Annotated in this window: 22 protein-coding genes; 8 read left to right on the top strand and 14 right to left on the bottom strand. The window is 62.4% G+C overall.

The window, feature by feature from the left end:
- Nucleotides 1-4: 4 nt before the first annotated feature.
- The 5 genes from HDE72_RS18670 to HDE72_RS18650 are packed head-to-tail and all read right to left on the bottom strand — an operon-like array spanning nt 5 to nt 5,309.
- The gene (locus HDE72_RS18670; RefSeq protein ID WP_183743695.1) at nt 5-820 is read right to left on the bottom strand and encodes an ABC transporter permease; all 816 of its coding nucleotides are present in this window, start codon (nt 818-820) and stop codon (nt 5-7) included.
- Nucleotides 821-828: 8 nt separating this feature from the next.
- The gene (locus HDE72_RS18665) at nt 829-1,821 is read right to left on the bottom strand and encodes an aliphatic sulfonate ABC transporter substrate-binding protein (RefSeq protein WP_183743693.1); all 993 of its coding nucleotides are present in this window, start codon (nt 1,819-1,821) and stop codon (nt 829-831) included.
- A gap of 28 nt (nt 1,822-1,849) precedes the next feature.
- Nucleotides 1,850-3,244, bottom strand: a complete 1,395-nt coding sequence (locus HDE72_RS18660) for an LLM class flavin-dependent oxidoreductase (RefSeq protein ID WP_183743691.1) — start codon at nt 3,242-3,244, stop codon at nt 1,850-1,852.
- A 4-nt stretch (nt 3,245-3,248) separates the two neighbouring features.
- Nucleotides 3,249-4,076, bottom strand: coding sequence for a MetQ/NlpA family ABC transporter substrate-binding protein (locus HDE72_RS18655; RefSeq protein WP_183743689.1), 828 nt, complete (start codon nt 4,074-4,076; stop codon nt 3,249-3,251).
- A gap of 27 nt (nt 4,077-4,103) precedes the next feature.
- Nucleotides 4,104-5,309 (bottom strand): acyl-CoA dehydrogenase family protein, encoded by a 1,206-nt coding sequence (locus tag HDE72_RS18650; protein ID WP_183743687.1) that lies wholly within the window; start codon nt 5,307-5,309, stop codon nt 4,104-4,106.
- A 248-nt stretch (nt 5,310-5,557) separates the two neighbouring features.
- Here HDE72_RS18650 and ssuE point away from each other — a divergent pair, with 248 nt between their 5' ends.
- The 5 genes from ssuE to HDE72_RS18625 are packed head-to-tail and all read left to right on the top strand — an operon-like array spanning nt 5,558 to nt 10,008.
- Nucleotides 5,558-6,157, top strand: coding sequence for an NADPH-dependent FMN reductase (gene ssuE, locus HDE72_RS18645; protein WP_183743685.1), 600 nt, complete (start codon nt 5,558-5,560; stop codon nt 6,155-6,157).
- A gap of 34 nt (nt 6,158-6,191) precedes the next feature.
- The gene (locus HDE72_RS18640) at nt 6,192-7,190 is read left to right on the top strand and encodes a sulfonate ABC transporter substrate-binding protein (RefSeq protein WP_183743683.1); all 999 of its coding nucleotides are present in this window, start codon (nt 6,192-6,194) and stop codon (nt 7,188-7,190) included.
- Nucleotides 7,191-7,215: 25 nt separating this feature from the next.
- A complete protein-coding gene (gene ssuD / locus HDE72_RS18635; protein WP_183743681.1) occupies nt 7,216-8,376 on the top strand; it encodes an FMNH2-dependent alkanesulfonate monooxygenase in 1,161 nt (386 codons plus the stop codon).
- Nucleotide 8,377: 1 nt separating this feature from the next.
- Entirely contained in the window at nt 8,378-9,160 is a 783-nt protein-coding gene (gene ssuC / locus HDE72_RS18630) for an aliphatic sulfonate ABC transporter permease SsuC (protein ID WP_183743679.1), read from the top strand.
- Nucleotides 9,161-9,177: 17 nt separating this feature from the next.
- Nucleotides 9,178-10,008: an ATP-binding cassette domain-containing protein gene (locus tag HDE72_RS18625; RefSeq protein WP_183743677.1), complete on the top strand. Its 831-nt coding sequence runs from the start codon at nt 9,178-9,180 to the stop codon at nt 10,006-10,008.
- Here the strand turns inward: HDE72_RS18625 and HDE72_RS18620 are convergent.
- The 7 genes from HDE72_RS18620 to HDE72_RS18590 form a co-directional block, all read right to left on the bottom strand.
- The gene (locus HDE72_RS18620) at nt 9,971-10,690 is read right to left on the bottom strand and encodes an HAD family hydrolase (protein ID WP_183743668.1); all 720 of its coding nucleotides are present in this window, start codon (nt 10,688-10,690) and stop codon (nt 9,971-9,973) included. The genes HDE72_RS18625 and HDE72_RS18620 overlap by 38 nt on opposite strands.
- 65 nt (nt 10,691-10,755) lie before the next feature.
- Nucleotides 10,756-11,583, bottom strand: coding sequence for a MetQ/NlpA family ABC transporter substrate-binding protein (locus HDE72_RS18615; protein WP_183743666.1), 828 nt, complete (start codon nt 11,581-11,583; stop codon nt 10,756-10,758).
- Nucleotides 11,584-11,605: 22 nt separating this feature from the next.
- Nucleotides 11,606-12,280 (bottom strand): methionine ABC transporter permease, encoded by a 675-nt coding sequence (locus HDE72_RS18610; RefSeq protein ID WP_183743664.1) that lies wholly within the window; start codon nt 12,278-12,280, stop codon nt 11,606-11,608.
- On the bottom strand, nt 12,273-13,079 hold the full coding sequence (locus HDE72_RS18605) for a methionine ABC transporter ATP-binding protein (RefSeq protein WP_183743662.1): 807 nt from the start codon (nt 13,077-13,079) through the stop codon (nt 12,273-12,275). Before HDE72_RS18605 ends, HDE72_RS18610 begins: the two co-directional genes overlap by 8 nt.
- 354 nt (nt 13,080-13,433) lie before the next feature.
- A complete protein-coding gene (locus tag HDE72_RS18600; protein WP_183743660.1) occupies nt 13,434-13,907 on the bottom strand; it encodes a YbaN family protein in 474 nt (157 codons plus the stop codon).
- Nucleotides 13,904-14,509 (bottom strand): biliverdin-producing heme oxygenase, encoded by a 606-nt coding sequence (locus tag HDE72_RS18595; protein WP_183743658.1) that lies wholly within the window; start codon nt 14,507-14,509, stop codon nt 13,904-13,906. The genes HDE72_RS18600 and HDE72_RS18595 overlap by 4 nt, the downstream gene beginning before the upstream one ends.
- A gap of 16 nt (nt 14,510-14,525) precedes the next feature.
- Nucleotides 14,526-14,714 (bottom strand): hypothetical protein, encoded by a 189-nt coding sequence (locus HDE72_RS18590; protein WP_183743656.1) that lies wholly within the window; start codon nt 14,712-14,714, stop codon nt 14,526-14,528.
- A gap of 269 nt (nt 14,715-14,983) precedes the next feature.
- On the opposite strand from HDE72_RS18590, the gene HDE72_RS18585 reads away from it, so the two are divergent.
- Entirely contained in the window at nt 14,984-15,550 is a 567-nt protein-coding gene (locus tag HDE72_RS18585) for a YceI family protein (RefSeq protein ID WP_183743654.1), read from the top strand.
- A gap of 71 nt (nt 15,551-15,621) precedes the next feature.
- On the opposite strand, the gene HDE72_RS18580 is transcribed toward HDE72_RS18585, so the two are convergent.
- Nucleotides 15,622-17,418: an NAD(P)/FAD-dependent oxidoreductase gene (locus tag HDE72_RS18580; protein WP_183743652.1), complete on the bottom strand. Its 1,797-nt coding sequence runs from the start codon at nt 17,416-17,418 to the stop codon at nt 15,622-15,624.
- 137 nt (nt 17,419-17,555) lie between these two features.
- Nucleotides 17,556-18,695 carry a sigma-54-dependent Fis family transcriptional regulator gene (locus tag HDE72_RS18575; protein WP_183743650.1) on the bottom strand — a complete coding sequence of 380 codons (1,140 nt, stop codon included), beginning with the start codon at nt 18,693-18,695 and terminating at the stop codon, nt 17,556-17,558.
- Nucleotides 18,696-18,949: 254 nt separating this feature from the next.
- On the opposite strand from HDE72_RS18575, the gene HDE72_RS18570 reads away from it, so the two are divergent.
- Together HDE72_RS18570 and HDE72_RS18565 are read left to right on the top strand one after the other, a co-directional pair.
- Entirely contained in the window at nt 18,950-20,440 is a 1,491-nt protein-coding gene (locus HDE72_RS18570) for a CHASE2 domain-containing protein (RefSeq protein ID WP_183743648.1), read from the top strand.
- A 48-nt stretch (nt 20,441-20,488) separates the two neighbouring features.
- A complete protein-coding gene (locus HDE72_RS18565) occupies nt 20,489-21,817 on the top strand; it encodes a serine hydrolase domain-containing protein (RefSeq protein ID WP_183743646.1) in 1,329 nt (442 codons plus the stop codon).
- Nucleotides 21,818-21,819: the final 2 nt, after the last annotated feature.

The following is a 21,819-nucleotide window of genomic DNA, read 5'->3' as shown; positions in this document are numbered from 1 at the left end:
TTTTTCAGACTGGCGCATAGCTGTCGCGCCATGCCAGCAAACGGTTTTCCAGGCGGCGCATCAGGCTGTCGCTGGCCTTGCCCAGGATTGCCAGCAGCACGATGGCGGCCAGCACGATATCGGCGCGGCTGGTTTCGCGGCCGTCACTGAGCAAGTAGCCCAGGCCCTGGCTGGCGGCGATCAGTTCGGCCGCCACCATGAACATCCAGGCCAGGCTCAAGCCATTGCGCAAGCCTGTAAAAATCGCCGGCAAGGCAGCGGGCAGCAGCACGCGGCGCGCCAGCGCAAAGCGGCTCAAACGGTACAGCCGGGCCGCATCGATCAGCTTGCGGTCCACGTCGCGGATGCCCGAGGCCACGCCCATATAGACGGGGAAAAAGGCGCCGATGCCGATCAAGACCAGTTTGGGCGCTTCATCGATGCCTAGCCACAGCAGCAGCAAGGGCACCCAGGCCAGCGACGGTATGGCGCGCAGCGCCTGGAAGCTCGGGTCCAGCAAGGCTTCCGCCGTGCGGTTCAAGCCGACGGCCGCGCCGAGCACGATGGCCAGCAGGGCGCCGCCCGCAAAGCCGATGGCCACGCGCACGGTGCTGGCCAGCACATGGCCGGCCAGGCCGTGGCGCGCCAGCTCGGCGATGGTGGCAGCGATCTCGCTGGGGGCGGGCAGCAGGTTGTCGGGGATGGCGCCGCTGCGCACACCCGCTTCGGCGGCCAGCAGGGCAAGCAGGGGTAAAAGCAAACCCCAGGCGGCGCGCGGCAGGCGCAGCCTGTTTGACGGGGAAGGGGAAGCCTTGTCAAAGGCCAGCGTCTGCTTGTTCATGGCGCAGCCTATGCCTTGATATAGGGCCGGGCGAAGCGCGTATCGACCAGTTCCGTAATGGCGCGGTTCACGTCCGTGCCCGGTTTGACCAGTGCTTCTTCGACCAGGATGGGCGCGGCCAGCTGCAGCGCCTTCACGTGTTCGCTGGACGGCTGCGGATTGCTGAAATCACTGCGCAGCTTGACTTGCAGCAGCGCCACCGGCAGGCTGACCTTGGCTTCTTCGGCGAGGATTTTCGATGCCTCGGCCGGGTTGGCAATCACCCAGGCGCGCGCCCGTTCGTAAGCCTGGATTACCTTGGCCGTTTCGGCGGGGCGGCTGGCCAGGAAGTCTTCACGCACATTTAAAAAGCCATAGGTATTGAAGGCCACGTTGCGGTAAAACAGGCGCGAACCCGCTTCCAGTTCGCTGGCCGCCATATGCGGGTCGAGGCCGGCCCAGGCATCGACTTTGCCCTGTTCCAGCGCGGCGCGGCCATCGGCATGCTGCAAGCTCACGTGTTCGATATCGCTGCGTTTCAGGCCCGCCGTTTTCAATGCGCGCAGCAGGAAGAGATACGGATCGGTGCCCTTGGTGGCGGCCACCTTCTTGCCTTTCAAGTCGGCGATGCTGCGTATCGGGCTATCCTTGCGCACCACCAGCGCCGTCCACTCGGGACGCGAAAAAATGTAGGGCGCGCGGATAGGATTGCCGTTGGCGCGCGCCAGCAGGGCGGCCAGGCCGGCGCTCGAACCGATGTCGATGCTGTTGGCGTTCAGGTATTCCAGCGCACGGTTGCTGCCTGCGCTGAAGACCCACTTGATGCTGGTGCCTTCAGGCTTGAAGGCTTCTTCCAGCCAGCCGAAACGGCGCAAGACCAGGCTGACAGGCGAATAATAGGCATAGTCCAGGCGCAGTTCTTTTAAGGGCGCGGTGGCTGGTGCTGCGGCGCGAGCAAGTGAGGGCAGGGCGGCGATGGCCGCGCCGCTGGCGGCCAGCTGTAACAGGGTTCTGCGTTTCATGGTTTCCTTGATGTTGCTGTTTGCAAGTTCATGCTGCTGCGAGAGTGGTGGATGGCGCGATATCGATACTGACCTGGCGCCCTGCATGGCTGGCCGGCAGGCGCGGACCCTGGCCGAATACTTTATGGCGCAAGCTGCCGTCTTCGTAGTTGTGGCGGTAGCGGCCGCGCCGCTGCAGTTCCGGCACGATATGGCTCACCACATCGGCCATGCTGTCGTGGGCCACGGCGAAGGCCAGGTTAAAACCATCGATGCCGGTGTCGTCTATCCAGCTTTCCAGCTGGTCGGCCACCTGGCTGGCATCACCGACGATCACGGGGCCGCGTCCACCCAGGCCGATGTATTCGGCGGCTTCGCGCACCGTCCATTTGCGGCTGGGGTCGGCCTGGCTGAAGGACGCCAGCGCCGAGCGGCCTGCGTCCAGGTCGATATAATCGATGGTGGCGTCCAGCGGGTAGCGGCTGAAGTCCACCCCGGTCCAGCCAGACAGCAGCGCCAGCGCCGCCTCGATATCGATATGGCTGCGGTAATCTGCATATTTGGCGCGCGCCTGCGCTTCCGTTTCGCCCGTGATGATCAGCGCCTGCGCATAGATGATCAAGGCATCGCCATCGCGGCCCGCCTGGGCTACGGCCGCGCGCAAGTCGTCGGCATAACGCTTCACCACCGTCTTGCTGGGGCCACTGACAAAGGTGGCTTCCGCATGGCGCGCCGCAAAGCGCGTGCCGCGTGGCGAGGTGCCCGCCTGGTACAGCAGCGGCGTGCGCTGCGGCGATGGTTCGCACAGATGGATGCCGGGCACCTGGTAATGGCGCCCGTGATGGTTGATGGGGTGGACCTTGGCCGGATCGGTGTAGATGCCGCGTGCCTTGTCCTTGACCACAGCGTCGTCGTCCCAGCTTTTTTCCCACAGCTTGTAGACCACGTCCAGGTATTCATCGGCCAGGTCGTAGCGCTCATCGTGGCCCAGTTGCTGGTTCAGGCCCAGGTTGCGCGCCGCGCTATCGAGATAGCCCGTGACGATATTCCAGCCTATGCGTCCTTTCGACAAATGATCAAGCGTGGAAATGCGCCGCGCAAAGGTGTACGGGTGTTCATAGGTGAGCGCGCAGGTGACGCCGAAACCCAGGTGTGTCGTCGCCTGCGCCATGATAGGCACCAGCGCCAGCGGATCGTTCAGCGGCACTTGCACGCCATGCTTCAATGCCGCTGCTACGCCGCCCTGGTACACGTCATACACGCCCAGTACATCGGCCAGGAAGATGGCGTCGAACAGGCCTGCTTCCAGCAGCCGCGCCAGTTCGGTCCAGTGTGCAGGATCGGTGTAGCGGTGGCTCTGGTCGCGCGGGTGGGTCCACAGTCCCGGCGACTGGTGGCCCACGGTATTCATCTGGAAAGCGTTGAAGCGTATCGTTTTGCTCATGGATTTATTTGGCTGCTGTCTGCAAGGCTTGCTGGTACTCGGTCTTCGAATAGCCGGCAAAGTATTTATTGGTCACGTCGAGGAATTCGCGCGAGTGGTAGGCCGCCGCGAGGTCTTTTGCGAACTGCTTGTCCTTGTCGGCCGTACGCACCGCCACCAGGTTGATGTAGTTGGGCGAGATTTTCTCGGCGATCAAGGCATCCGTCAGCTTCAGGCCCGAGGCCAGGGCATAGTTCCCGTTGATGAAGGAGTAGTCGGTGTCGCCCAGCGAGCGTGGCAGCTGCGCCGCTTCCAGCGGCAGCAGCTTGATTTTCTTGAGGTTGACGGAGATATCCTTTTCCGACGCGCGCACGGCGTCAAAACCTGCGCGCAGCTTGATCCAGCCCAACTGGTCGAGCAGCACCAGTGCGCGCGCCTGGTTGGTCGGGTCGTTCGGCAAGCCCACCGTCGTGCCTTCCTTCACATCGTTCAGCGTGGTGTGCTTCTTGCTGTAGATGGCGATTGGCGCCGTCGGCACCGTCACCAGCTCGGTCAGCGCCAGCTTGTGTTCGGCGGCGAATTTTTTCAGGTAGACGATGTGCTGAAAGACGTTGGCGTCCAGCGAACCCTCGGCCAGCGCAAAGTTCGGCTGTATATAGTCATTGAACTCGATCAGCTTGACCTTGTAACCCTGTTTTTCCAGGATGGGCTTGATGCCCAGCTTGATCTGGTCCGCATACGGCCCCGCACTGGTGCCGATCACGATCTCTTTCGGATCCCTGGCGTGGGCGAAGCCGGTGGCGAGTGCCAGGGACAAGGTGCTAAGAATCAGAGTGCGGCGGGCGATAGTCATGGCGGCTCCTGGTTGAGTAAAAGAGGATTACGAATACGCGGTCGGCTCCGGTAGCGTGCCACTCAGGGCGTAGCGCCCCAGGTCGCGCAGCTTGTAGTCGATGGGGTCGTGCAGGGTATGGACGCGCACATTGCGCCAGTAGCGGTCAAAACCATAGTGGGCCGAGGTGGAGCGCGCGCCCGTCAGCTCGAACATCTGGCTGCTGATTTCCAGGCCTGCCTTGTGTGCCAGGGCTTTCGCTTCGGCCACGGCGACGGCCAGCTGGCCGCGGTCTTGCGCGGTGATCAGCGCACCTTTGCGGTAGACGGTATCGAGTTCCTGCGCCGCCACGCCGGCCAGTACTTGCGCGGGCCGCAGCAGCAGCCATAGCTGGCCGTAGCGGTGCTGCACCAGCGGATCGTCGCTGGCCTTGTCCACGCCGGAGGCAAACCAGGCTTTCGCCTGTTCCTCCGTATAGCGGCGGGCCGCTTCGAAAGCGCCTTCGGCGATGCCCAGGTAGAGGTTCGTCATGATCAGCTGCGCAATCTGCGAACGCACGGTCGCTTGCGGCGTGGCGGCTTGCGCGGGCGCTTGCAGCACCAGTTCGGACGGCAGGAACACCTGTTCGAAATGCACATTGCCGCTGTCTGTCTGGCGCTGGCCAAAGGCGTCCCAATCGGGATTGACCTGTACACCAGCCTGGCGCGTGGGCAGGGCGGCGATCAGCGCCGTCTGCGTGGGCGCGTGCCAGGCCGAGACGGTCAGCCAGTCCGAACCCACGGAGCCGGAAGAAAAACTCTTGATGCCATCGAGGAGATAACCATCGCCACTATCTTGCGCCGTGACGCGCCGGTCGAGTGGATTGAGGGCATTGCCCCAGAACAGGCGCTCGTCCACGGTCAAGGTCAGCAAGCGGCGCTGCTGCTGCGCATTGCCATACAGTTGCAAGCCGGCCAGCTGCAAATGGTGAAAGCCAAATACGTGGGCCAGCGCGCTATCGGCGCGCGCCAGGATGCGTATCACCTGGCAGACCAGCGTCCACGGTGCGCCCTGGCCGCCAAATTGCACTGGAACCGACAAGGTTAGCAGGCCTGACTCGCGCAGCCATTCCCGCTCTTGCGCCGCATGGCCGCCAGCCTGATCGCGGGCGTTGGCCGTTTCAGCCAGGCGTGCCGCCAGCGCCGTGGCGATGCTGATGGCGTCTGGCGCTGCTGGTCCGGTGTGGTGGGAGGGTAAGGGAAGAACAGATGACATGACGGCGATTCCATTGAGACGATGCGGCCAGTATTGCACCGGCTATCAAAGCTCGTACACGAAGAAAAGCGCACATGCATATGCAGAAAGCGCGATTGCGCCGGCGGGTGCCAAAGCTGCGGGGCGTCGCTCGCTCATATCTGGAAAATACATATCGAAGCGCGAAAGCATTCGTTTTGCCGCAGCCCTGATGGCGATAGGCTGCACTGGGCTACATCATCTTCCCTCGACATTGCAATGGGCATCACATGAGCATACTTTTATTGGGCGGCAGCCCCCAGCTGCCATCGAGTTCCAGCCGTTTGCTGGCGTTTATCGGCGAGCGCCTGGCGCTGCAAGGCTATGGCACCCGCAAGCTCGATGTGCGCGACTTGCCTGCGCAGGCGCTGCTGCTGGCCGATTACACCGATCCGGCCATCGCCGAGGCGGTGCAGGCAGTGGCTGACGCTGACGCCATCGTGATCGCCACACCGATATACAAGGCCGCTTATACCGGGCTGCTGAAAGCCTTCCTCGACTTGCTGGCGCAAGACGGCCTGGCCGGCAAGCTGGTGCTGCCGCTGGCCACGGGCGGTGGCCATGCGCACACGCTGGCGCTGGACTACGCCTTGCGTCCCGTGCTGCAGGCGTTGGGCGCCAAGCAGGTTTACACCAGCATCTACGCGAACGCGCAGCAACTGGGCTGGCATGAAGAACGTGGCTTGAACCTCGATGAGCCGATAGCCGGGCGCGTGCAGGCCGGCATCGATGAACTGTCAGCCGGGCTGTACGTGCTGGCGGGGGCTCGCCAGGCCGCTGCCGTATTGCCGCCTGTGCGCACGCCACAGACCCAGCTTCAACCCGCCTGAGTTTGCACTGATCCATCCACCACAAGGAACCGCCATGAGCAACCGCCATGAAAACCGTCTCTCCCGCCGTACCACCGTGGGCCTGCTGTTTGCCGCCGTTGCGGGTGTGCTGGCGTCAAGCATGCCGATGGCGGTCCAGGCGCAAGCGCAGCCTGAAGTACGCATCGGCTACCAGAAGTACGGCACGCTGACCTTGCTCAAGGGCCGCGGCACCCTGGAGAAACGCTTGTCGGAACAGGGCGTGACGGTGAAGTGGACGGAGTTTCCGGCCGGTCCGGTACTGCTCGAAGGCCTGAATGTGGGCAGCATCGATTTTGGCACCGTGGGCGAAGCGCCCCCCATCTTTGCCCAGGCGGCCGGCGCCAACCTGGTCTACGTGGGCAATGAGCCAGCCTCGCCGGGCAGCGAAGCCATCGTCGTGCCCAAGGGTTCCGGCTTGCGCACCTTGTCCGATTTGAAGGGCAAGAAGATCGCCCTGAACAAGGGCTCGAACGTGCATTATCTGCTCTTGAAGGCACTGGAAAAAGCCGGTATCGCCTACAGCGACATCCAGCCCGTGTATCTGCCGCCGGCCGATGCGCGCGCCGCTTTCGAACGGGGCAGCGTGGATGCCTGGGCCATCTGGGACCCTTTCCTGGCCGCCGCCGAAAAACAGCTGGGTGCGCGCGTGCTGGCCGATGGCAAGGGCCTGGTGGCGAACTACCAGTTCTACCTCGCTTCGCGCCAGTATGCAGAAAAAAATCCCGAGATCCTGCGCATCGTGCTCGATGAAATTGCCAAGGTCGATGACTGGGGCCGCAACAACCCCGATGAAGTGGCGACCGTGCTGTCGGCGCAAACGGGCTTGAGCCGCGACGTGGTGGCGCTGGCGGCGTCGCGTTATGCCTATGGCGTCAAACCTGTGTCGGTCGACGTGATCGCCTCGCAGCAAAAGGTGGCCGACGCCTTTTCCAGCCTGAAGCTGATCCCGAAACCCATCGTTGTCAAGGATGCGCTGCTGCCAGTCAAGCAACTGGCCACCAGCGGCAAGTAATCATCGAACACTCTAAGAGATCCTTATGCCATTGAATATATTCTGGTTTATTCCTACCCATGGCGACAGCCGCTACCTGGGCACCTCGCAGGGCGCGCGCCCGGTCGATGCCGATTATTTGCGCCAGGTAGCGGTGGCCGCCGACACCCTGGGCTACGATGGCGTGCTGCTGCCCACCGGCCGCTCGTGTGAAGACGCCTGGGTGGTGGCGTCGTCACTGATCAGCGTGACGCAAAAACTCAAGTTCCTGGTCGCCGTGCGGCCTGGCCTGTCGACCCCGGGCCTGGCCGTGCGCATGGCCTCCACCTTTGACCGCTTGTCGAATGGCCGGCTGTTGATCAATGTCGTCACGGGTGGCGACCAGGGCGAGCTGGAAGCCGATGGCCTGTTTGCCGACCATGCCAAGCGCTATGAGATTTCCGATGAATTCATTCGCGTCTGGCGCGCTACCCTGGCAGGCGAGGGCGGTGCGGCAGGCTATGATTTCGAGGGCAAGCATATCCAGGTGAAGGGTTCCAAGACCCTGTATCCACCGGTGCAAAAACCGTATCCGCCGCTGTATTTTGGCGGCTCGTCCGAGCCTGCCCACGAACTGGCGGCCGAACAGATGGACGTCTACCTGACCTGGGGCGAGCCGCCAGCCGCCGTGGCCGAAAAGATCGCCGATATCCGCGCGCGCGCCGCCAAGCGGGGGCGCACAGTCCGGTTTGGCATCCGTTTGCACGTGATCGTGCGCGAAACGAATGAAGCGGCCTGGCGCGCGGCCGATGAATTGATCAGCCACCTGGACGACGACATCATCGCCAAGGCGCAGGCCGCGTTTGGCAAGATGGATTCGGTCGGCCAGCAGCGCATGGCGGCCCTGCATGGCGGCAAGCGCGACAAGCTTGAAGTGTCGCCCAATCTGTGGGCGGGCGTCGGTCTGGTGCGCGGTGGCGCGGGCACGGCCCTGGTTGGCGACGCCCCCACGGTGGTGGCGCGCATCCAGGAATACGCCGACCTGGGCATCGATACCTTTATCTTCTCCGGTTATCCGCACCTGGAAGAATCCTACCGCTTCGCCGAGCTGGTATTTCCGCTGCTGGGCAAGGGCAAGGCGGTGGGTGAGCAATCGCTGACAGGGCCTTTTGGCGAAGTCATGGCCAGCAATATCGTGCCGGCGGCCTCACAGAAGAAAGCGGCCTGAGATGGCGGCTAGTGTCGTCAAGCGCAGTCGAATATGGGGAGCAGCAGCGCCATGGGCCTTGCCGTTTGCCTTGCTGCTGGCCTGGCAACTGGCGTCGCAATGGGGCTGGCTGTCGAGCCGTATCTTGCCTGAACCGTGGGCCGTGGCGAAAGCCTTCTGGAGCCTGACGGTATCGGGTGAGTTGTGGCTGCACCTGAAAACGAGCTTGTGGAGGGCCACCCTGGGCTTTGCCATTGGCGGTGGACTGGGCTTGCTGCTCGGCCTGTTGACGGGCAGCTTCCGCCATGCGGAAACCCTGCTCGACACGACCTTGCAAATGGTGCGCAACATCCCTGCGCTAGCGCTGATCCCGCTGGTGATCCTGTGGTTCGGCATCGACGAGACGGCCAAGCTGTTTTTGCTGGCGGTCGGGGTCTTTTTCCCCGTCTACCTGAATACCTTCCACGGCATCCGCTCGGCCGACCAGGGCTTGATTGAAATGGCAAAGAGTTATGGCTTGTCTGGCTGGCCCTTGTACCGCGACGTGATACTGCCCGCCGCCATGCCGTCAATATTGGTCGGCGTGCGTTTTTCGCTGGGCCTGGTGTGGGTGCTGCTGATCGTCGCTGAAACCATTTCTGCGCAGGCCGGCATCGGCTATATGACCATGAATGCGCGCGAATTTTTGCAAACGGACGTGGTGTTGGTGGGTATTTTGCTATACGCCTTGCTGGGCAAGCTGGCCGACCTGTTCTCGCGCCGGCTGGAACGCCATTGCCTGCGCTGGAACCCCGCTTACCGTTAATCACGAAAGAACACACCATGCTGCTCGCGCCCATACAGATAGAATCGGACTTTTTGTCGCACTTCGTGCAGTACGATCCCGTTGCCGAACAGCCCAGGGCCAAGGCTGGGCCACGCGACAGGTTTGAACGGCGCGGCGTGCCGCTGGCATTGACCAACTTGAGCAAGGCTTACGCCGAGCGCCAAGTACTCAACAATATCGATCTGGCATTGCGTGCCGGTGAATTCGTCGCCATCGTGGGGCGCAGCGGCTGCGGCAAGAGTACTTTGCTGCGTTCCATCGCCGGCCTGGAAAGCGTCGACGAAGGCCAGGTCACGGTAGGCTCAGGCAAGGAATTCGGGTCCCCCGATATCCGCATCATGTTCCAGGAAGCGCGGCTGCTGCCCTGGAAAACCGTGCTGGAAAACGTCGCCCTGGGTTTGCCCCGTTCGGTGGGGGCGGCCGCCGCTTCCCTGTGGACGGTGGGCCTGGCCGACCGCGCCGACGAATGGCCTGCTGCCTTGTCGGGCGGGCAGAAGCAGCGGGTGGCGCTGGCGCGGGCGCTGGTGCATGAACCGCAATTGCTGCTGCTCGATGAACCCCTGGGTGCGCTGGACGCCTTGACCCGCATCGAAATGCAGCAGCTGATCGAGTCGCTCTGGCTGGCGCGCGGTTTCACGGCCGTGCTGGTGACGCATGATGTGGCCGAAGCGGTAGCGCTGGCCGACCGCGTGCTGCTGATCGAAGATGGGCAGATCACACTGGACCAGGAGATTGATTTGCCGCGCCCCCGTCAACGGGGCAGCGCGGCTTTCGCGGCGCTGGAACAGACTATTCTTGCGCGCGTGCTGCAGCCTCGCTCAAGCTGATAAAGCCATCACCGTCCGGCGTGGCCGTCATCGCTACATAGTTGGCGATGCTGGCGTGGCGCGTGGCCATGGCGTGGTGATGCGTGGCCGTGATCACCATCACCTCGGCGCCCGCCGCTTCTCCCGCCTCGATACCCACCGCCGCATCTTCAAATACCAGGCAGTCACTGGCAGGCACGCCCAGCTTTTGCGCCGCCAGCAGATAGCATTCAGGCCGTGGTTTGCCTGCCTTCACATCTTCCGCCGTCACCATCACCTCTGGCAGCGGCATGCCCGCCGCCTTCAGGCGCGCTATCGCCAGCGCGCGCGGCGCCGACGTCACGATGGCCCATTGCGCCGCTGGCAGCGTTTGCAAAAAGTGCCGCGCGCCGGCGATTTCGACGATGCCATCGACGTCGATGATTTCCGCCGCCGTGATGCCGCGCGACTCATGGTGCGGGTCTACGCCGGGCAAGTCCAGCCTGGCGATGGTGTCGAGTGCGCGCGCGCCGTGGATGGTAGGTAAAAAGGCCGCCACATCGAGGCCCTGGCGCTTGGCCCAAGAGCCCCAGATACGCTCGGCGGCGGCGATGGAATTGATGATGGTGCCATCCATGTCGAACAGGAAAGCGCGGTAGCGGCCATGCTGCTTCGTGACGGAAACGATGCTGGAGGAAGGCGGGGACGAGGGCAGGGCGGACATGGCTTCCTTGCAAAAGATGGGCTGGAAGCCATTGTAACGGCAGAGTGGATTTATTTCAGGCTAGCTTATTTCTTGTCAGCCTTTTCCATCGCCAGCTGGTAATCGGTTTTTTCGTAGCCGGCGAAGTATTTATTGGTGATGTCGAGGAAGGCGCGCGAACGGTAGGCCGCTTCGATGTCTTTCACCCATGGCTTGCCCTTGTCGGCCGTGCGGATGGCCACCAGGTTGACATAGCTGTCCGAAATTTTTTCGGCGACCAGGGCGCTGGTCAGTTTGATGCCGGCCGCTTGTGCGTAGTTGCCGTTGATGAAGGAGTAATCGGTGTCGGCCAGCGAACGTGGCAGTTGCGCCGCTTCCAGTGGCACCAGTTTCAGCTTCTTCGGATTGTCGGCCACATCGCGCTCGGAAGCGCGCAGCGGGTCGACATGCGGTTTCAGCTTGATCCAGCCCATTTTGTCGAGCACCACCAGCGCGCGCGCCTGGTTGGTCGGGTCGTTCGGCATGGCGATGGTGGCGCCCGGCTTGATTTCAGCGAGTGACTTGTGCTTGGTGCTGTACAGGGCGATCGGCGTGGTCGGCACCGTGATCAAGGGGCTCAGGGCCAGCTTGTTATCGGTGGCGAATTTGTTCAGGTAGACGATGTGCTGGAACACGTTGGCGTCCAGCGAGCCTTCGGCCAGCGCGTAGTTCGGCTGCACGTAGTCGTTGAATTCGACGATCTTGACCTTGTAGCCCTGCTTTTCCAGGATAGGCTTGATGCCCAGTTTCAGCTGGTCGGCGTAAGGGCCGGCGCTGGTGCCGATCACCAGTTCTTTCGGGTCCTTGGCGTGGGCAGCGACGGACAAAGTCAGGCTGACGGCGGCCAGCAGCAGATTGCGGCGGAATGTATTCATGATGTTTTCCTTGATTCGAAGATTAACGTTTGTCGAGACGCTTGGCGATGCGCGTGCCTGCGAACTGGATGATTTGCACCAGCACGATCAGGATGGCGACGGTGACGACCATGATGTCCGTCTCGAAGCGGTAGTAGCCGTAGCGGATGGCCAGGTCGCCGATGCCGCCGCCCCCCACCACGCCGGCCACGGCCGAATAGGACAGGAAGCTGATCGACAGCACGGTCAGTGCCAGCACCAGGCCGGAGCGCGCTTCGACCAGCAGCACGCGGAAAATGATCTGCATTTCCGAGGCGCCCATGGCATGCGCCGCCTCGATCACGCCGCGCGGCACTTCGCGCAGGTTTTGCTCCACCAGGCGCGCCAGGTAGGGGATCGCTGCAAACGACAGTGGCACGGCAGCGGCCAGCGGGCCGATCGAGGTGCCGGCGATGATGCGGGTAAATGGCGTCAGCGCGACCAGCAAGATGATGAAGGGGAAGCTGCGCACAGTATTGACCAGCCAGCCCAATATCATCGACAGCGGACGGTTTTGCAGCGACTGGCCTTCCGAGACCAGGAACAGCAAGATGCCCATCGGGCCGCCGATCAAAATGGCGGCCGTCAGGCCGATGCCCAGCATGGTCATGGTCTGGCCTAGCGCCACCCAGATTTCCGGCAGCAGGGCGACGACGTTATTGAATGATTCTTCAAACATGTTTGGCATCCTTCCATGCGGTGGCTTCGAACGCTTCGGTGCCGTAATAAGCCAGTTCGCGTCCCAGCGCGGTCTTGCGCGGGGTGGTGGTGTCGCTCAGGTCGAATTGTTCGGCGATGGCGCCGTTTTCCACCACGGCCACGCGGTTGCAAATGGCGCCCAGCACCGACAGCTCATGGCTGACGATGACGATGGTCACGCCAAGGCGCGCATTGATGTCGCGCAGGGTGTCGAGCAGGGCGCGCGTGGTTTCCGCATCCAGCGCGGAAGTCGGTTCGTCGCACAGCAGCACGTCGGGATGGCTGGCCAGTGCGCGGGCAATCGCCACGCGCTGTTTCTGGCCGCCCGACAGCTGCGCCGGATAGCTGTGCAGCTTGTCCGACAGGCCCACCAGCGCCAGGCATTCCTCGACGCGGGCAGTGATCTGCTCGCCCTTGGTGGTGCCATGGATTTTCAGGGGGAAGGCCACGTTGTCGTAGACGCTGGCGTTTTGCAGCAGGTTGAACTGCTGGAAAATCATGCCGATATTCTGGCGCGCATCGCGCAACTCGCTCTTGCCCAGGCTGGTCAATTCGCGGCCGGCGACGGTGATGCTGCCGCTATCGGGGCGTTCGAGCAGGTTAATCAGGCGCAGCAGGGTCGATTTGCCGGCGCCGCTCTTGCCGATCAGGCCGAAAATATCGCCGGGATAAACGTCCAGCGAGACCGATTTGACCGCGTGAAATTGTTCGCCCTTGGGCAGCGCGAAGGTCTTGTTCGCGCCAGCTATGCGTATCACCGGTGTACGGTTTATGGTCATGCATTATTCCTTTTATTATTCGCGTCCCTTGCTGTCATGTTGACAATTATCGTCAACATGAAGAACTTTCAGCGGCGGCCGGACGGGCCGGCCTGGGACATCGGCTGCGTAGTATACCTCCGAACGCCATATACTCCCTACGATAGAATCTTGCTTTGAATATGCGAATAATGTCTATGCAGCTGTTTTCAAGTGAAAAAAACTGAAAACATGCGGTAAGGCCGAATTAAATCGTGCGGGATGAAGCTGGGGAGCGGTGGGGCGGTGGAAAATTCGACAAGCACGGCATCCACGCAAGACGGTTTTTTGCGGGATGCACGTGTCGGGAGGTTTTTCAGTAAAAGAACAAGGAGATTATTTCTCGTTATTTCCGCGATCCTGAGAGGATTCTGCCTTAATGCTGCCTGTGTGGGATGGCGGCGGGCCGTTTGGGCGGCGCAGCAAATAAATGATGACGGCGATTTCCATCACGCCCACCAGAATGATCACCCACGCTGGCGGATGGCCGAGGCACATGGCGACGAAGCCGATGGCCATGCCCAGGCAGGCCATGGCCTTGCCGCGCCGCGACACAGCGCGGTGTTCGCGCCACTGCCGCAGCGATGGCCCGAAACGCGGGTGGTGCAGCAGCCAGTGTTCCAGGCGCGGCGAAGCGCGGCTGAAGCAGGCCAGCGCCATGATCAGGAAAATCGTGGTTGGCATCACGGGCAGCATGGCGCCGATGATGCCCAGTAAAACCATCAGCGCGCCAGCGGCCGTCCAGGCCCAACGGCGCAAGCGTGCACCGTGGGTCTCCGGCAGTGGTGCGCTGGCGTGCTCTTCCTTCATTCAACGTAAGCCTCGACGTGGCCGTGCATGCGCATGAAGGCGGCGCGTGCGCCTTCGATCACGCGCGCTTCGCCGTCAAGGTCCAGCGGCGCCGTATCGAGTACGGCCGTGAAATCGCGCCAGTGGCGTGCGCGGCCATCGGGGTGGCCAGCCAGGTGGCGCGCGCCATGGTGTTCGTCGAGGCCGATCTTGCCCGCCAGTTTGTAGAGGATGGCGGCGCCCAGCTTCGAGCCTTCGCTGACATACAGCCAGCCCAGCGCGGTGGCCAGGTCCAGCTGTGGGCCGAATGGCGCTACGGCGGCATCGGCCGGCACCGGTGCGCCCAGGTCGCGCAGGTCGGCGGCGATGCTGTCGTAGCGGCGGCGCTGTTCCAGGTCGGGCAACAGGGCGGCCAGGCCCGCATGCTCATACAGTGCATCGACGTCGCGCAAAAAGGCGTATTGCGCTTGCAGGAAGCGCGTGTAGTTTTGCGTGGTCTCGAAGGGCTTGCTGGCCATGATGCGCTTGTCGAGCACGTCGTGCGTTTCCATGGTGTCGGCTTTCAGGCGCTGGCTGCGTGGCAGGCGAGTGTCTGTGCTGGTGTTCAAGGTGTTTGCATTCATGTGTTTTCCTACTCTATCAAGGATGATCAAGTCGCACCTGCGGGCCTGGTGTGGAGAGCAGGGCGCGCAGTGATGGCTGGGCTGGATCGGCGTGGCGATATGGCTTGATGGCTGGCGTAGGCGCGATGGCCGGCGGGCTGGCGTATGGTTGGCTAGGCCGGTCTTGGAACACGTTCTTGATGACGGCCATGCGAAAGGCAGGCATGATAACAATCCATGAGATGAATAACAAGAATCATTCTCATTTAAATTGCTGGATATTTTCAATCGTGTGCTGAATAATCGGCAACAGGAGGCGTTGTAGTGGAGAGTGATGCGTTTATTATCGATTTTTTCGATGCTAACTAGGTATATTTTCCATTTTACATCGATCTTCATGCCATGCATAATCGTTGCAACCGAACCATTGTCATCCGCCCAAGGGCGTGCTGGCCGCGGTTTTTAAACCTTCACATTTGAATCAGGGAATCTACAATGAAAAAACTGCTCGCCTTTATCGCCGCCGCTGGTCTCTCGCTGTCCGCCGTTGCCGCTCCTGAAGTCTATGTCATCGATGGTAGCCACACCTTCCCGCGTTTCGAATACACCCACATGGGTTTCTCGACGCAGCAAAGCCGTTTCAATAACACCACCGGTAAAATCACCCTGGACCGCGCTGCCAAGACCGGCTCCGTTGAAGTGCTGATCGACACCAAATCGGTAGACACCGGTTCGACCGTGTTCAACACCCACATCCAGGGCGAAGACTTCCTGGACACCGCCAAATTCCCTGTCGCGACCTACAAGTCGACCAAGTTCAACTTTGACGGCGACAAGCTGGCCAGCGTCGATGGCACGCTGACCCTGAAGGGCGTGACCAAGCCAGTAACCCTGACCGTCACCTCGTTCACCTGCGCGCCACACCCTATGCTGAAAAAAGACGCTTGCGGCGCCAACGCCACGGCCCACATCAAGCGTTCGGAATTCAACGCCGGTAAATATGCGCCTGCCGTCAGCGATGACGTGACTTTGACGTTCGCTATCGAAGCCATCAAACAGTAATATTGTTTGGTGCAGGATGAAAAAACGGCAGACTTTGGTCTGCCGTTTTTTTATCTGCCTACCCCCGAAGTTCACGACAAATGATGCACCTCCTGCTGTCCATACACGGGCGTGGCGATGCCTTCCATGCGCGCTTTCAGCTGCAGCGACAGGTATTGCGAGTAATGGCGCGACTGGTGCAGATTACCTCCGTGTAGCCACAGCGCTTGCTGCTGCGTGGGTTTCCACATATTGCGCTGCTCGCCTTCCCATGGTCCCGGATCCTTGGTGGTGGCTGATCCGAGTCCCCAGACCTTGCCCACCTTGTTCGCTACTTCCTGCGAGATCAGGTCGGCGGCCCAGCCATTCATGGAGCCGTAGCCGGTGGCGTACACCACCAGGTCGGCCGGCAGTTCCGTGCCGTCCGAGAGCACGATGGAATGGGCTTTCAGCTCCTGCACGCCGACCCCGCTTTTCAGCTTGATCTTGCCCTCGGCGACCAGTTCGGAAGCGCCCACGTCGATGTAATAGCCGGAGCCGCGCCGTAGATATTTCATGAACAGGCCAGAGTCGTCATCGCCAAAGTCCAGCATGAAACCGCGTTCTTCCAGGCGTGCATAAAAGTCGGCGTCGCGCTCGCGTATCGCCTTGAAGATGGGTTTCTGGAAGTCCGGCAGTATCTTGTACGGGATCGATGCGAAGGTCAGATCAGCCTTGGTCGTCGTCATGCCGGCCGCCAGTGCGCGTTCCGAATACAGCTCGCCCAGCGCCAGGTCCATCAGCGAATCGGACTTGACGATATGCGTCGACGAGCGCTGCACCATGGTCACGTCCACGCCTGCCTCCCACAGCGCGGCGCAGATATCGTGCGCCGAGTTGTTCGCGCCAACCACCACCACCTTCTTGCCCACGTAAGCGTCCGGCCCCGGATGCTGGGACGAGTGCTGCTGCTCGCCCTGGAACACGTCCATGCCCTTGAACTTCGGCCAATTGGGCTTGCCCGACATGCCGGTGGCCAGCACCAGCTGTTTCGGCTTCAGGGTCACGGGCTGGCCGTCACGCAGCACCTTGACCGTCCATTCGCCGGACGCTTCGTCAAAGCTGGCCGACTCGCAGCTGGTCGAGCCCCAGTAATTCAGTTCCATCACCTTGGTGTACATTTCCAGCCAGTCGCCCACCTTGTCCTTGGGCGTGAAGACGGGCCAGTTGTCGGGAAATGGGATATACGGCATGTGGTCGTACCAGACCGGGTCGTGCAGGCACAGCGATTTATAGCGCTTGCGCCAGCTGTCGCCGGGGCGGGCGTTTTTCTCAATGATGATGGTGGGGACGTTCAGCTGGCGCAGGCGCGCACCGAGCGCGATGCCGCCCTGGCCGCCGCCGATGATGACGCAATAGGGCTGGCGCGCATAACCGAGTTCGCGCGCTTCCTGCTCGCGGTGTTCCAGCCAGCTGCTGCGATTGGTGCGCGCCCCGTGTTCGGCGCCCATGGGCCGCCGTCCGCCCCTGGGTTCTTCGTGGCCCTTCAATTCGCCCATGGTGGTGAGCAGGGTCCAGATCTTGCCATCGCGGATACGGATAAAACCGGTGCCGCGCCCGACCCTGGTTTCTACCGTGATCCAGCATTGCGTGACGCCGCCGGCCTCGCTGGCCTGTTCGCCATCGGCGATGCGCAGGCTGACCGGCTGCACGGCGCCCAGCTGCGCGCTCAGCATGTCGGCGATCTGTGCGCGGCCTTCCAGGGTTTTCAGGTTCCAGGTAAATAGCACCAGGTCGCGCCAGAAGCCGTTTTCTTCGAATAGTTGCGCGGCGCCCGTGCTGTCGCTGGCGCGCAATGCACCCTCGAGCTGTTCCAGTACGCCGGCCACTGTGTGTTGATACTTGCTCATCGTGTCTCCTCCAAGTATGTCTGTCGGGATGCGGTTTTGTCACCGCTGACGATGTTGTATCACCGCTGTTCTGGCGCCGCATCCTGCGTTGCAGCATGGCTGGCGATGAGACGGAAGTCTCAGCCCGTGTCGGCTGCCTACAGCCTGTGCGGCGGCACGATGCGCAGCTGTTTCATGCGGCGGTACAAGGTCGCGCGCGAAATGCCCAGCATGGCGGCTGCCTGCAAAGGGCGCCACTTGGCGGCAGTCATGGCGTTGACGATGCGCGTGCGTTCGGCCAGCTCCTGTTCACTGTAGTTTTCGGCCACAGCGGCTGCGCTCACCGGCCGCGCACTGCTTCTGTCTTGTGTGTGGCGGATCGGCGCGCGCACGCGCGCATGCAGCCAGGCGCCGCTGGCGACGAGGCGCAAGGACAGCAGATGGTGGCTGGCACGCGCATCGAACAGGCGTTCTGCGCGCACGTCGAACACTTCGGCGACCGGGCGGGGCAGGGTCGCCAGGCCTTCGATGGCCAGACGCGCGCAGCGGTTGGCCGCCACGATGCTGCCATGTTCATCGACGGCGACCAGCATTTCAGGCTGCACTTCGACGAAGTGGCGGTTGCGGTGCGCCAGCAGGATGCTGCAATGGCTGTAGGACTGGAGAAAATAACCGTCTTCGATCAAGGTGGCGCTTTGGCGCACCAGCTGCTTCACCAGGCGCTGGCTGTCGCGCGCGTCGGGCGAGGCCAGCGCCGAGGCGTCGAGCACGCCGATCAAGTCGCCATGCGGTGAAAAGATGGGGGCGGCGCTGCAGGTCAGGCCCGTGAACGCGGCCCGGAAATGGTCGGTCTTGTGCACGGTGATCGCTACCTGGTCCAGCAGCACGGACGCGACGCCGCACGTACCTTCCTCGTCTTCGGACCAGCAGGAACCCAGGTACAGGCCGGCCTTCCTGAACTGCTTGCGCTGGTCCTGGTCGACCGCGTAATCGATGGTCACGCCATGCGCATTGGCCAGGATGACGCAATAACCCGCCTCGCGCACCATGGCGTGCAGGCGCGGCAGACAGTCCCCCGTCGAACGTAAAAAGACTTCTTCCGCTTGCTGGATGGCCCGCAGTTCGGCGCCGCTGAGGATGCGCGGCCCGGTGGTGCAGGCGGGATCGAGCCGGTAGTCGTTCAGCGAACGGCGGTAGGACGAGGCCAGCCTGGACGCATCGGCGCCGGGGTTGACGACGCGGCCGGCGATCAGGTCGCGCACCCGGTCGATATGGCTGGTCTGGCGGACGTAGGGCATGCTCCTCTCCTTGGTCTCATATCTCTTTTATCGTCCCGTGTTTGTAGCACGAAGGGCCGGATGGCGCATTCTGCGTTGCAGCATAAGTCGGCGATGAGACGATCGTCTCAGGCTGGTCTGCGTCTAGCGTGCCCGGCCCTGCCTGGTTTCTCTGATAACATCGGCCAGACCAAGGCGAGAAGGCAGGGGAATGCAGAGTGAGTCCAGACTATCCTGATCAGCGAGATCCTGCGCAGCCTACATTGGCACGGCGTTTGCTATGGCCTGTTACCCAGCTAGGGGCGGCATTCAAGCTGACCGGCACGCACTTGCTGCACCATGTGATCGGTGCGAGCCTGATCGCCGCGCTGATGCTGGCGCTGGAAGGCTTTCATGTCCTTGAATGGCTGGACGCCGCCATGCTGCGTGCCAGTGCCGAACAGGGAATGCTGCGCAAGGGCGTCGATCCGGGGCGCGCTTACCGGCCCGGCATCATCGAAATCGACCAGCCTGCGTTTGAACAGGTGTTCGAGGAGCGCGAACCGCTGGAACGCACGCGTCTCGAACAATTACTGGCCAGCGTGGCGCAGCGCGGCAGCAAGGTGCTGGCCATCGACCTGGACCTGGCGCCAGCAGTCTATGAACAGCGCTTGTCAGGCGGGCGACCGCTGGACCGCGTGCTCGATTCCCTGGCCAGCAGCGGACAGAAACTGGTGTTGGTCTTGCCAGAGCAGTCAGACCAGAATACGAATTTACGCTGGATACGCGCGCGCTGCGCGGCCGGCCTGCACTTTGCCAGCCCGCAGATCCGCGAACGCATGGGCGCCGTCACGCGCATTGAAGTAAAAAGCCCGGTGCTGGCGGCCGTGGCGTTTGAACTGGCGCACGGTCAGCAAGGGCAGGAGCAGAAGCAGCCGATGCCGGCCGCGCTGTCCGAGCAAAAGGAAGTGGCTGGCCTCGCCAATCGCGTCTGCCAGCTGGCTGGCCGTACGGGCAGCGAAAAAGAATTGGCGCGCTGGGCTTTCGAGCCCGTGATCCATGGCGACGCCAGGGATGCGGCCGAACAGAATGCCGTCACGGCGCCATTTCATCCAGCGGCCATGGCGATCGCCTTCCTGGACCCCACGCGGGCCAGGGTGCACTTGATGGATGGCCGTGCCAGCGTGGCGGCAGATGCGCCGCGCAAGCAGGTGGTTTTCATCGGTGCCACCCATGACGTGCGCGACCGCTACACGACTGCCGAGGGTGAACAGGCGGGCTTGCACCTGCACGCCGCCGCCTACACTTCACTGGGCATCGGCACGGCCGACCTGAATAAATACCTGGTGTTCGTGGCCGATATCGTCATCGGCGTGCTGCTAGGCTGCCTGTTCGGCGGCTTGTGGACCTTGTATGGCAGGGCAGAACTGGCCATCGATAAACGCATGGCGGAACACGATGCGAGCCGTTCGCAGCGCATGGCGACCCTGGCTGAATTTTATGGTATCCGCGTGATGCTGGTGATCGTCTGGGCTTCGCCTTTCCTCATCGCCGCGCTGGCGATGTACGCTTCGCGCGGTTTGCTGGAACAGGGCTGGTGGGTCAATCCCGGCCCCCTGATCGCGGGCATGTTCCTGCACGCGATGTCGCTGCGCGACGAAGCCCACCACCCGCACGAGCAAGCGCCTGGCCTGAATGTGTGGCAGCAGCTGCGCCGCACGCATCCCGGCATCGTGCTGGTGCAGGCGCCGCTGGCGTTGGTCCTGTTGATCGTGGCGCTGGTGTAGCACGGCGATGGCTCGGTTACATCGATGTATAACCAAGGAGGGCATGGCATGACGCATTTTCCTGGCCTGCAAGGCTTTGCAGCCGGTTTGCTGCTATTTTCGGTCTGTAGTGTGCAGGCGGTTGAAACCCCGCCAGCGCCGTTGTCGGCCGCCGCCAGCGATCCTGCCAGTTTGCGCTGGATGGTGGGTGCACCGCCGCCAGCCGATAAAATCATCCGCTTCGACGATGGCAGTTATTTTCATTTCCCGCAGCTGCGCTGGAGCGTGTCGCACTTTCGCCAACTGATGCCGACGGTGAATGTGTCGCGCGGCCTGGGCGCGCCGGTGTCCCTGCCGCGCGCGCTGCGCAGCGATATCGACAGCCTGCGCTTTACGCCGCTGGGCGCGAAAGACGCGATGACCTGGGAGCAGTCGCTGGCCGCCAGTTACACGGATGGCATCCTGGTGCTGCACCGTGGCCGTATCGTCTACGAGCGCTATTTCGGCGTCTTGAACGAGAGTGGACAGCATGGCGCCATGTCGGTGACGAAATCCGTGATCGGGGTCTTGGGGGCGACCCTGGTGGCTGAAGGCAAGCTCGATGCGAACCGCAAGGTGGCCGAGTATGTGCCTGAACTGGCGCAGTCGGCCTTCGGCGACGCCACCGTGCGCCAGGTGCTGGACATGACCACCGGTCTGAAATTCAGCGAAGACTATGCCGACCCGCAGGCCGAGGTGTGGCAGCATGCGGCGGCTGGCAGTGCGCTGCCAAAACCTGCGGATTACACGGGCCCGCGCAGTTATTTTGAGTATTTGCAAACGGTGGCCCACCAGGGCCGGCATGGCGAGGCCTTCGGCTATAAAACCGTCAATTCCGATGTGCTGGGCTGGATCATCGCCCGGGTGACGGGCAAGAGCGTCAATGATTACCTCTCCGAGCGTATCTGGAGCCGCCTGGGCGCCGAGCAGGATGCTTATATGACCGTCGATTCGACCGGCACGCCATTTTCCGGCGGCGGCTTGAACACGGGCTTGCGCGACCTGGCGCGCTTGGGCGAGATGCTGCGCAACGATGGCCGCTACCAGGGCCGGCAGATCGTGCCGAAAGCGGCCGTCGACGATATCCGCCGTGGTGGCGACAAGCAGTTATTCGCCAAGGGAGGCTACGATTTGCTGCAGGGATGGAGCTACCGCGACATGTGGTGGGTCACGCATAACGACCACGGCGCCTATATGGCGCGTGGCGTGTATGGCCAGCGTATCTACATCGATCCGACAGCGGAAATGGTCATCGTGCGCTACGCTTCCACGCCGGCGGCAGCCAATGCGGCCAACGATCCGGTCACCATCCCCGCGTTCGAGGCGCTGGGCCGCTTGCTGCTGGCCCAGCCGAAGTAAAG

Origin of the sequence: Janthinobacterium saanense, assembly GCF_014200675.1 — a bacterium.
GTDB lineage: Bacteria > Pseudomonadota > Gammaproteobacteria > Burkholderiales > Burkholderiaceae_D > Janthinobacterium.
The sequence above is the reverse complement of the archived record's forward strand: the minus strand, read 5'-3'. Positions and strand labels throughout refer to the sequence as shown.

Coding starts and splice junctions, on each gene's coding strand:
- HDE72_RS18670 (WP_183743695.1), bottom strand. CDS start 820: ATGAACAAGCAGACGCTGGCCTTTGACAAGGCTTCCCCTTCCCCGTCA.
- HDE72_RS18665 (WP_183743693.1), bottom strand. CDS start 1,821: ATGAAACGCAGAACCCTGTTACAGCTGGCCGCCAGCGGCGCGGCCATC.
- HDE72_RS18660 (WP_183743691.1), bottom strand. CDS start 3,244: ATGAGCAAAACGATACGCTTCAACGCTTTCCAGATGAATACCGTGGGC.
- HDE72_RS18655 (WP_183743689.1), bottom strand. CDS start 4,076: ATGACTATCGCCCGCCGCACTCTGATTCTTAGCACCTTGTCCCTGGCA.
- HDE72_RS18650 (WP_183743687.1), bottom strand. CDS start 5,309: ATGTCATCTGTTCTTCCCTTACCCTCCCACCACACCGGACCAGCAGCG.
- ssuE (WP_183743685.1), top strand. CDS start 5,558: ATGAGCATACTTTTATTGGGCGGCAGCCCCCAGCTGCCATCGAGTTCC.
- HDE72_RS18640 (WP_183743683.1), top strand. CDS start 6,192: ATGAGCAACCGCCATGAAAACCGTCTCTCCCGCCGTACCACCGTGGGC.
- ssuD (WP_183743681.1), top strand. CDS start 7,216: ATGCCATTGAATATATTCTGGTTTATTCCTACCCATGGCGACAGCCGC.
- ssuC (WP_183743679.1), top strand. CDS start 8,378: ATGGCGGCTAGTGTCGTCAAGCGCAGTCGAATATGGGGAGCAGCAGCG.
- HDE72_RS18625 (WP_183743677.1), top strand. CDS start 9,178: ATGCTGCTCGCGCCCATACAGATAGAATCGGACTTTTTGTCGCACTTC.
- HDE72_RS18620 (WP_183743668.1), bottom strand. CDS start 10,690: ATGTCCGCCCTGCCCTCGTCCCCGCCTTCCTCCAGCATCGTTTCCGTC.
- HDE72_RS18615 (WP_183743666.1), bottom strand. CDS start 11,583: ATGAATACATTCCGCCGCAATCTGCTGCTGGCCGCCGTCAGCCTGACT.
- HDE72_RS18610 (WP_183743664.1), bottom strand. CDS start 12,280: ATGTTTGAAGAATCATTCAATAACGTCGTCGCCCTGCTGCCGGAAATC.
- HDE72_RS18605 (WP_183743662.1), bottom strand. CDS start 13,079: ATGACCATAAACCGTACACCGGTGATACGCATAGCTGGCGCGAACAAG.
- HDE72_RS18600 (WP_183743660.1), bottom strand. CDS start 13,907: ATGAAGGAAGAGCACGCCAGCGCACCACTGCCGGAGACCCACGGTGCA.
- HDE72_RS18595 (WP_183743658.1), bottom strand. CDS start 14,509: ATGAATGCAAACACCTTGAACACCAGCACAGACACTCGCCTGCCACGC.
- HDE72_RS18590 (WP_183743656.1), bottom strand. CDS start 14,714: ATGCCTGCCTTTCGCATGGCCGTCATCAAGAACGTGTTCCAAGACCGG.
- HDE72_RS18585 (WP_183743654.1), top strand. CDS start 14,984: ATGAAAAAACTGCTCGCCTTTATCGCCGCCGCTGGTCTCTCGCTGTCC.
- HDE72_RS18580 (WP_183743652.1), bottom strand. CDS start 17,418: ATGAGCAAGTATCAACACACAGTGGCCGGCGTACTGGAACAGCTCGAG.
- HDE72_RS18575 (WP_183743650.1), bottom strand. CDS start 18,695: ATGCCCTACGTCCGCCAGACCAGCCATATCGACCGGGTGCGCGACCTG.
- HDE72_RS18565 (WP_183743646.1), top strand. CDS start 20,489: ATGACGCATTTTCCTGGCCTGCAAGGCTTTGCAGCCGGTTTGCTGCTA.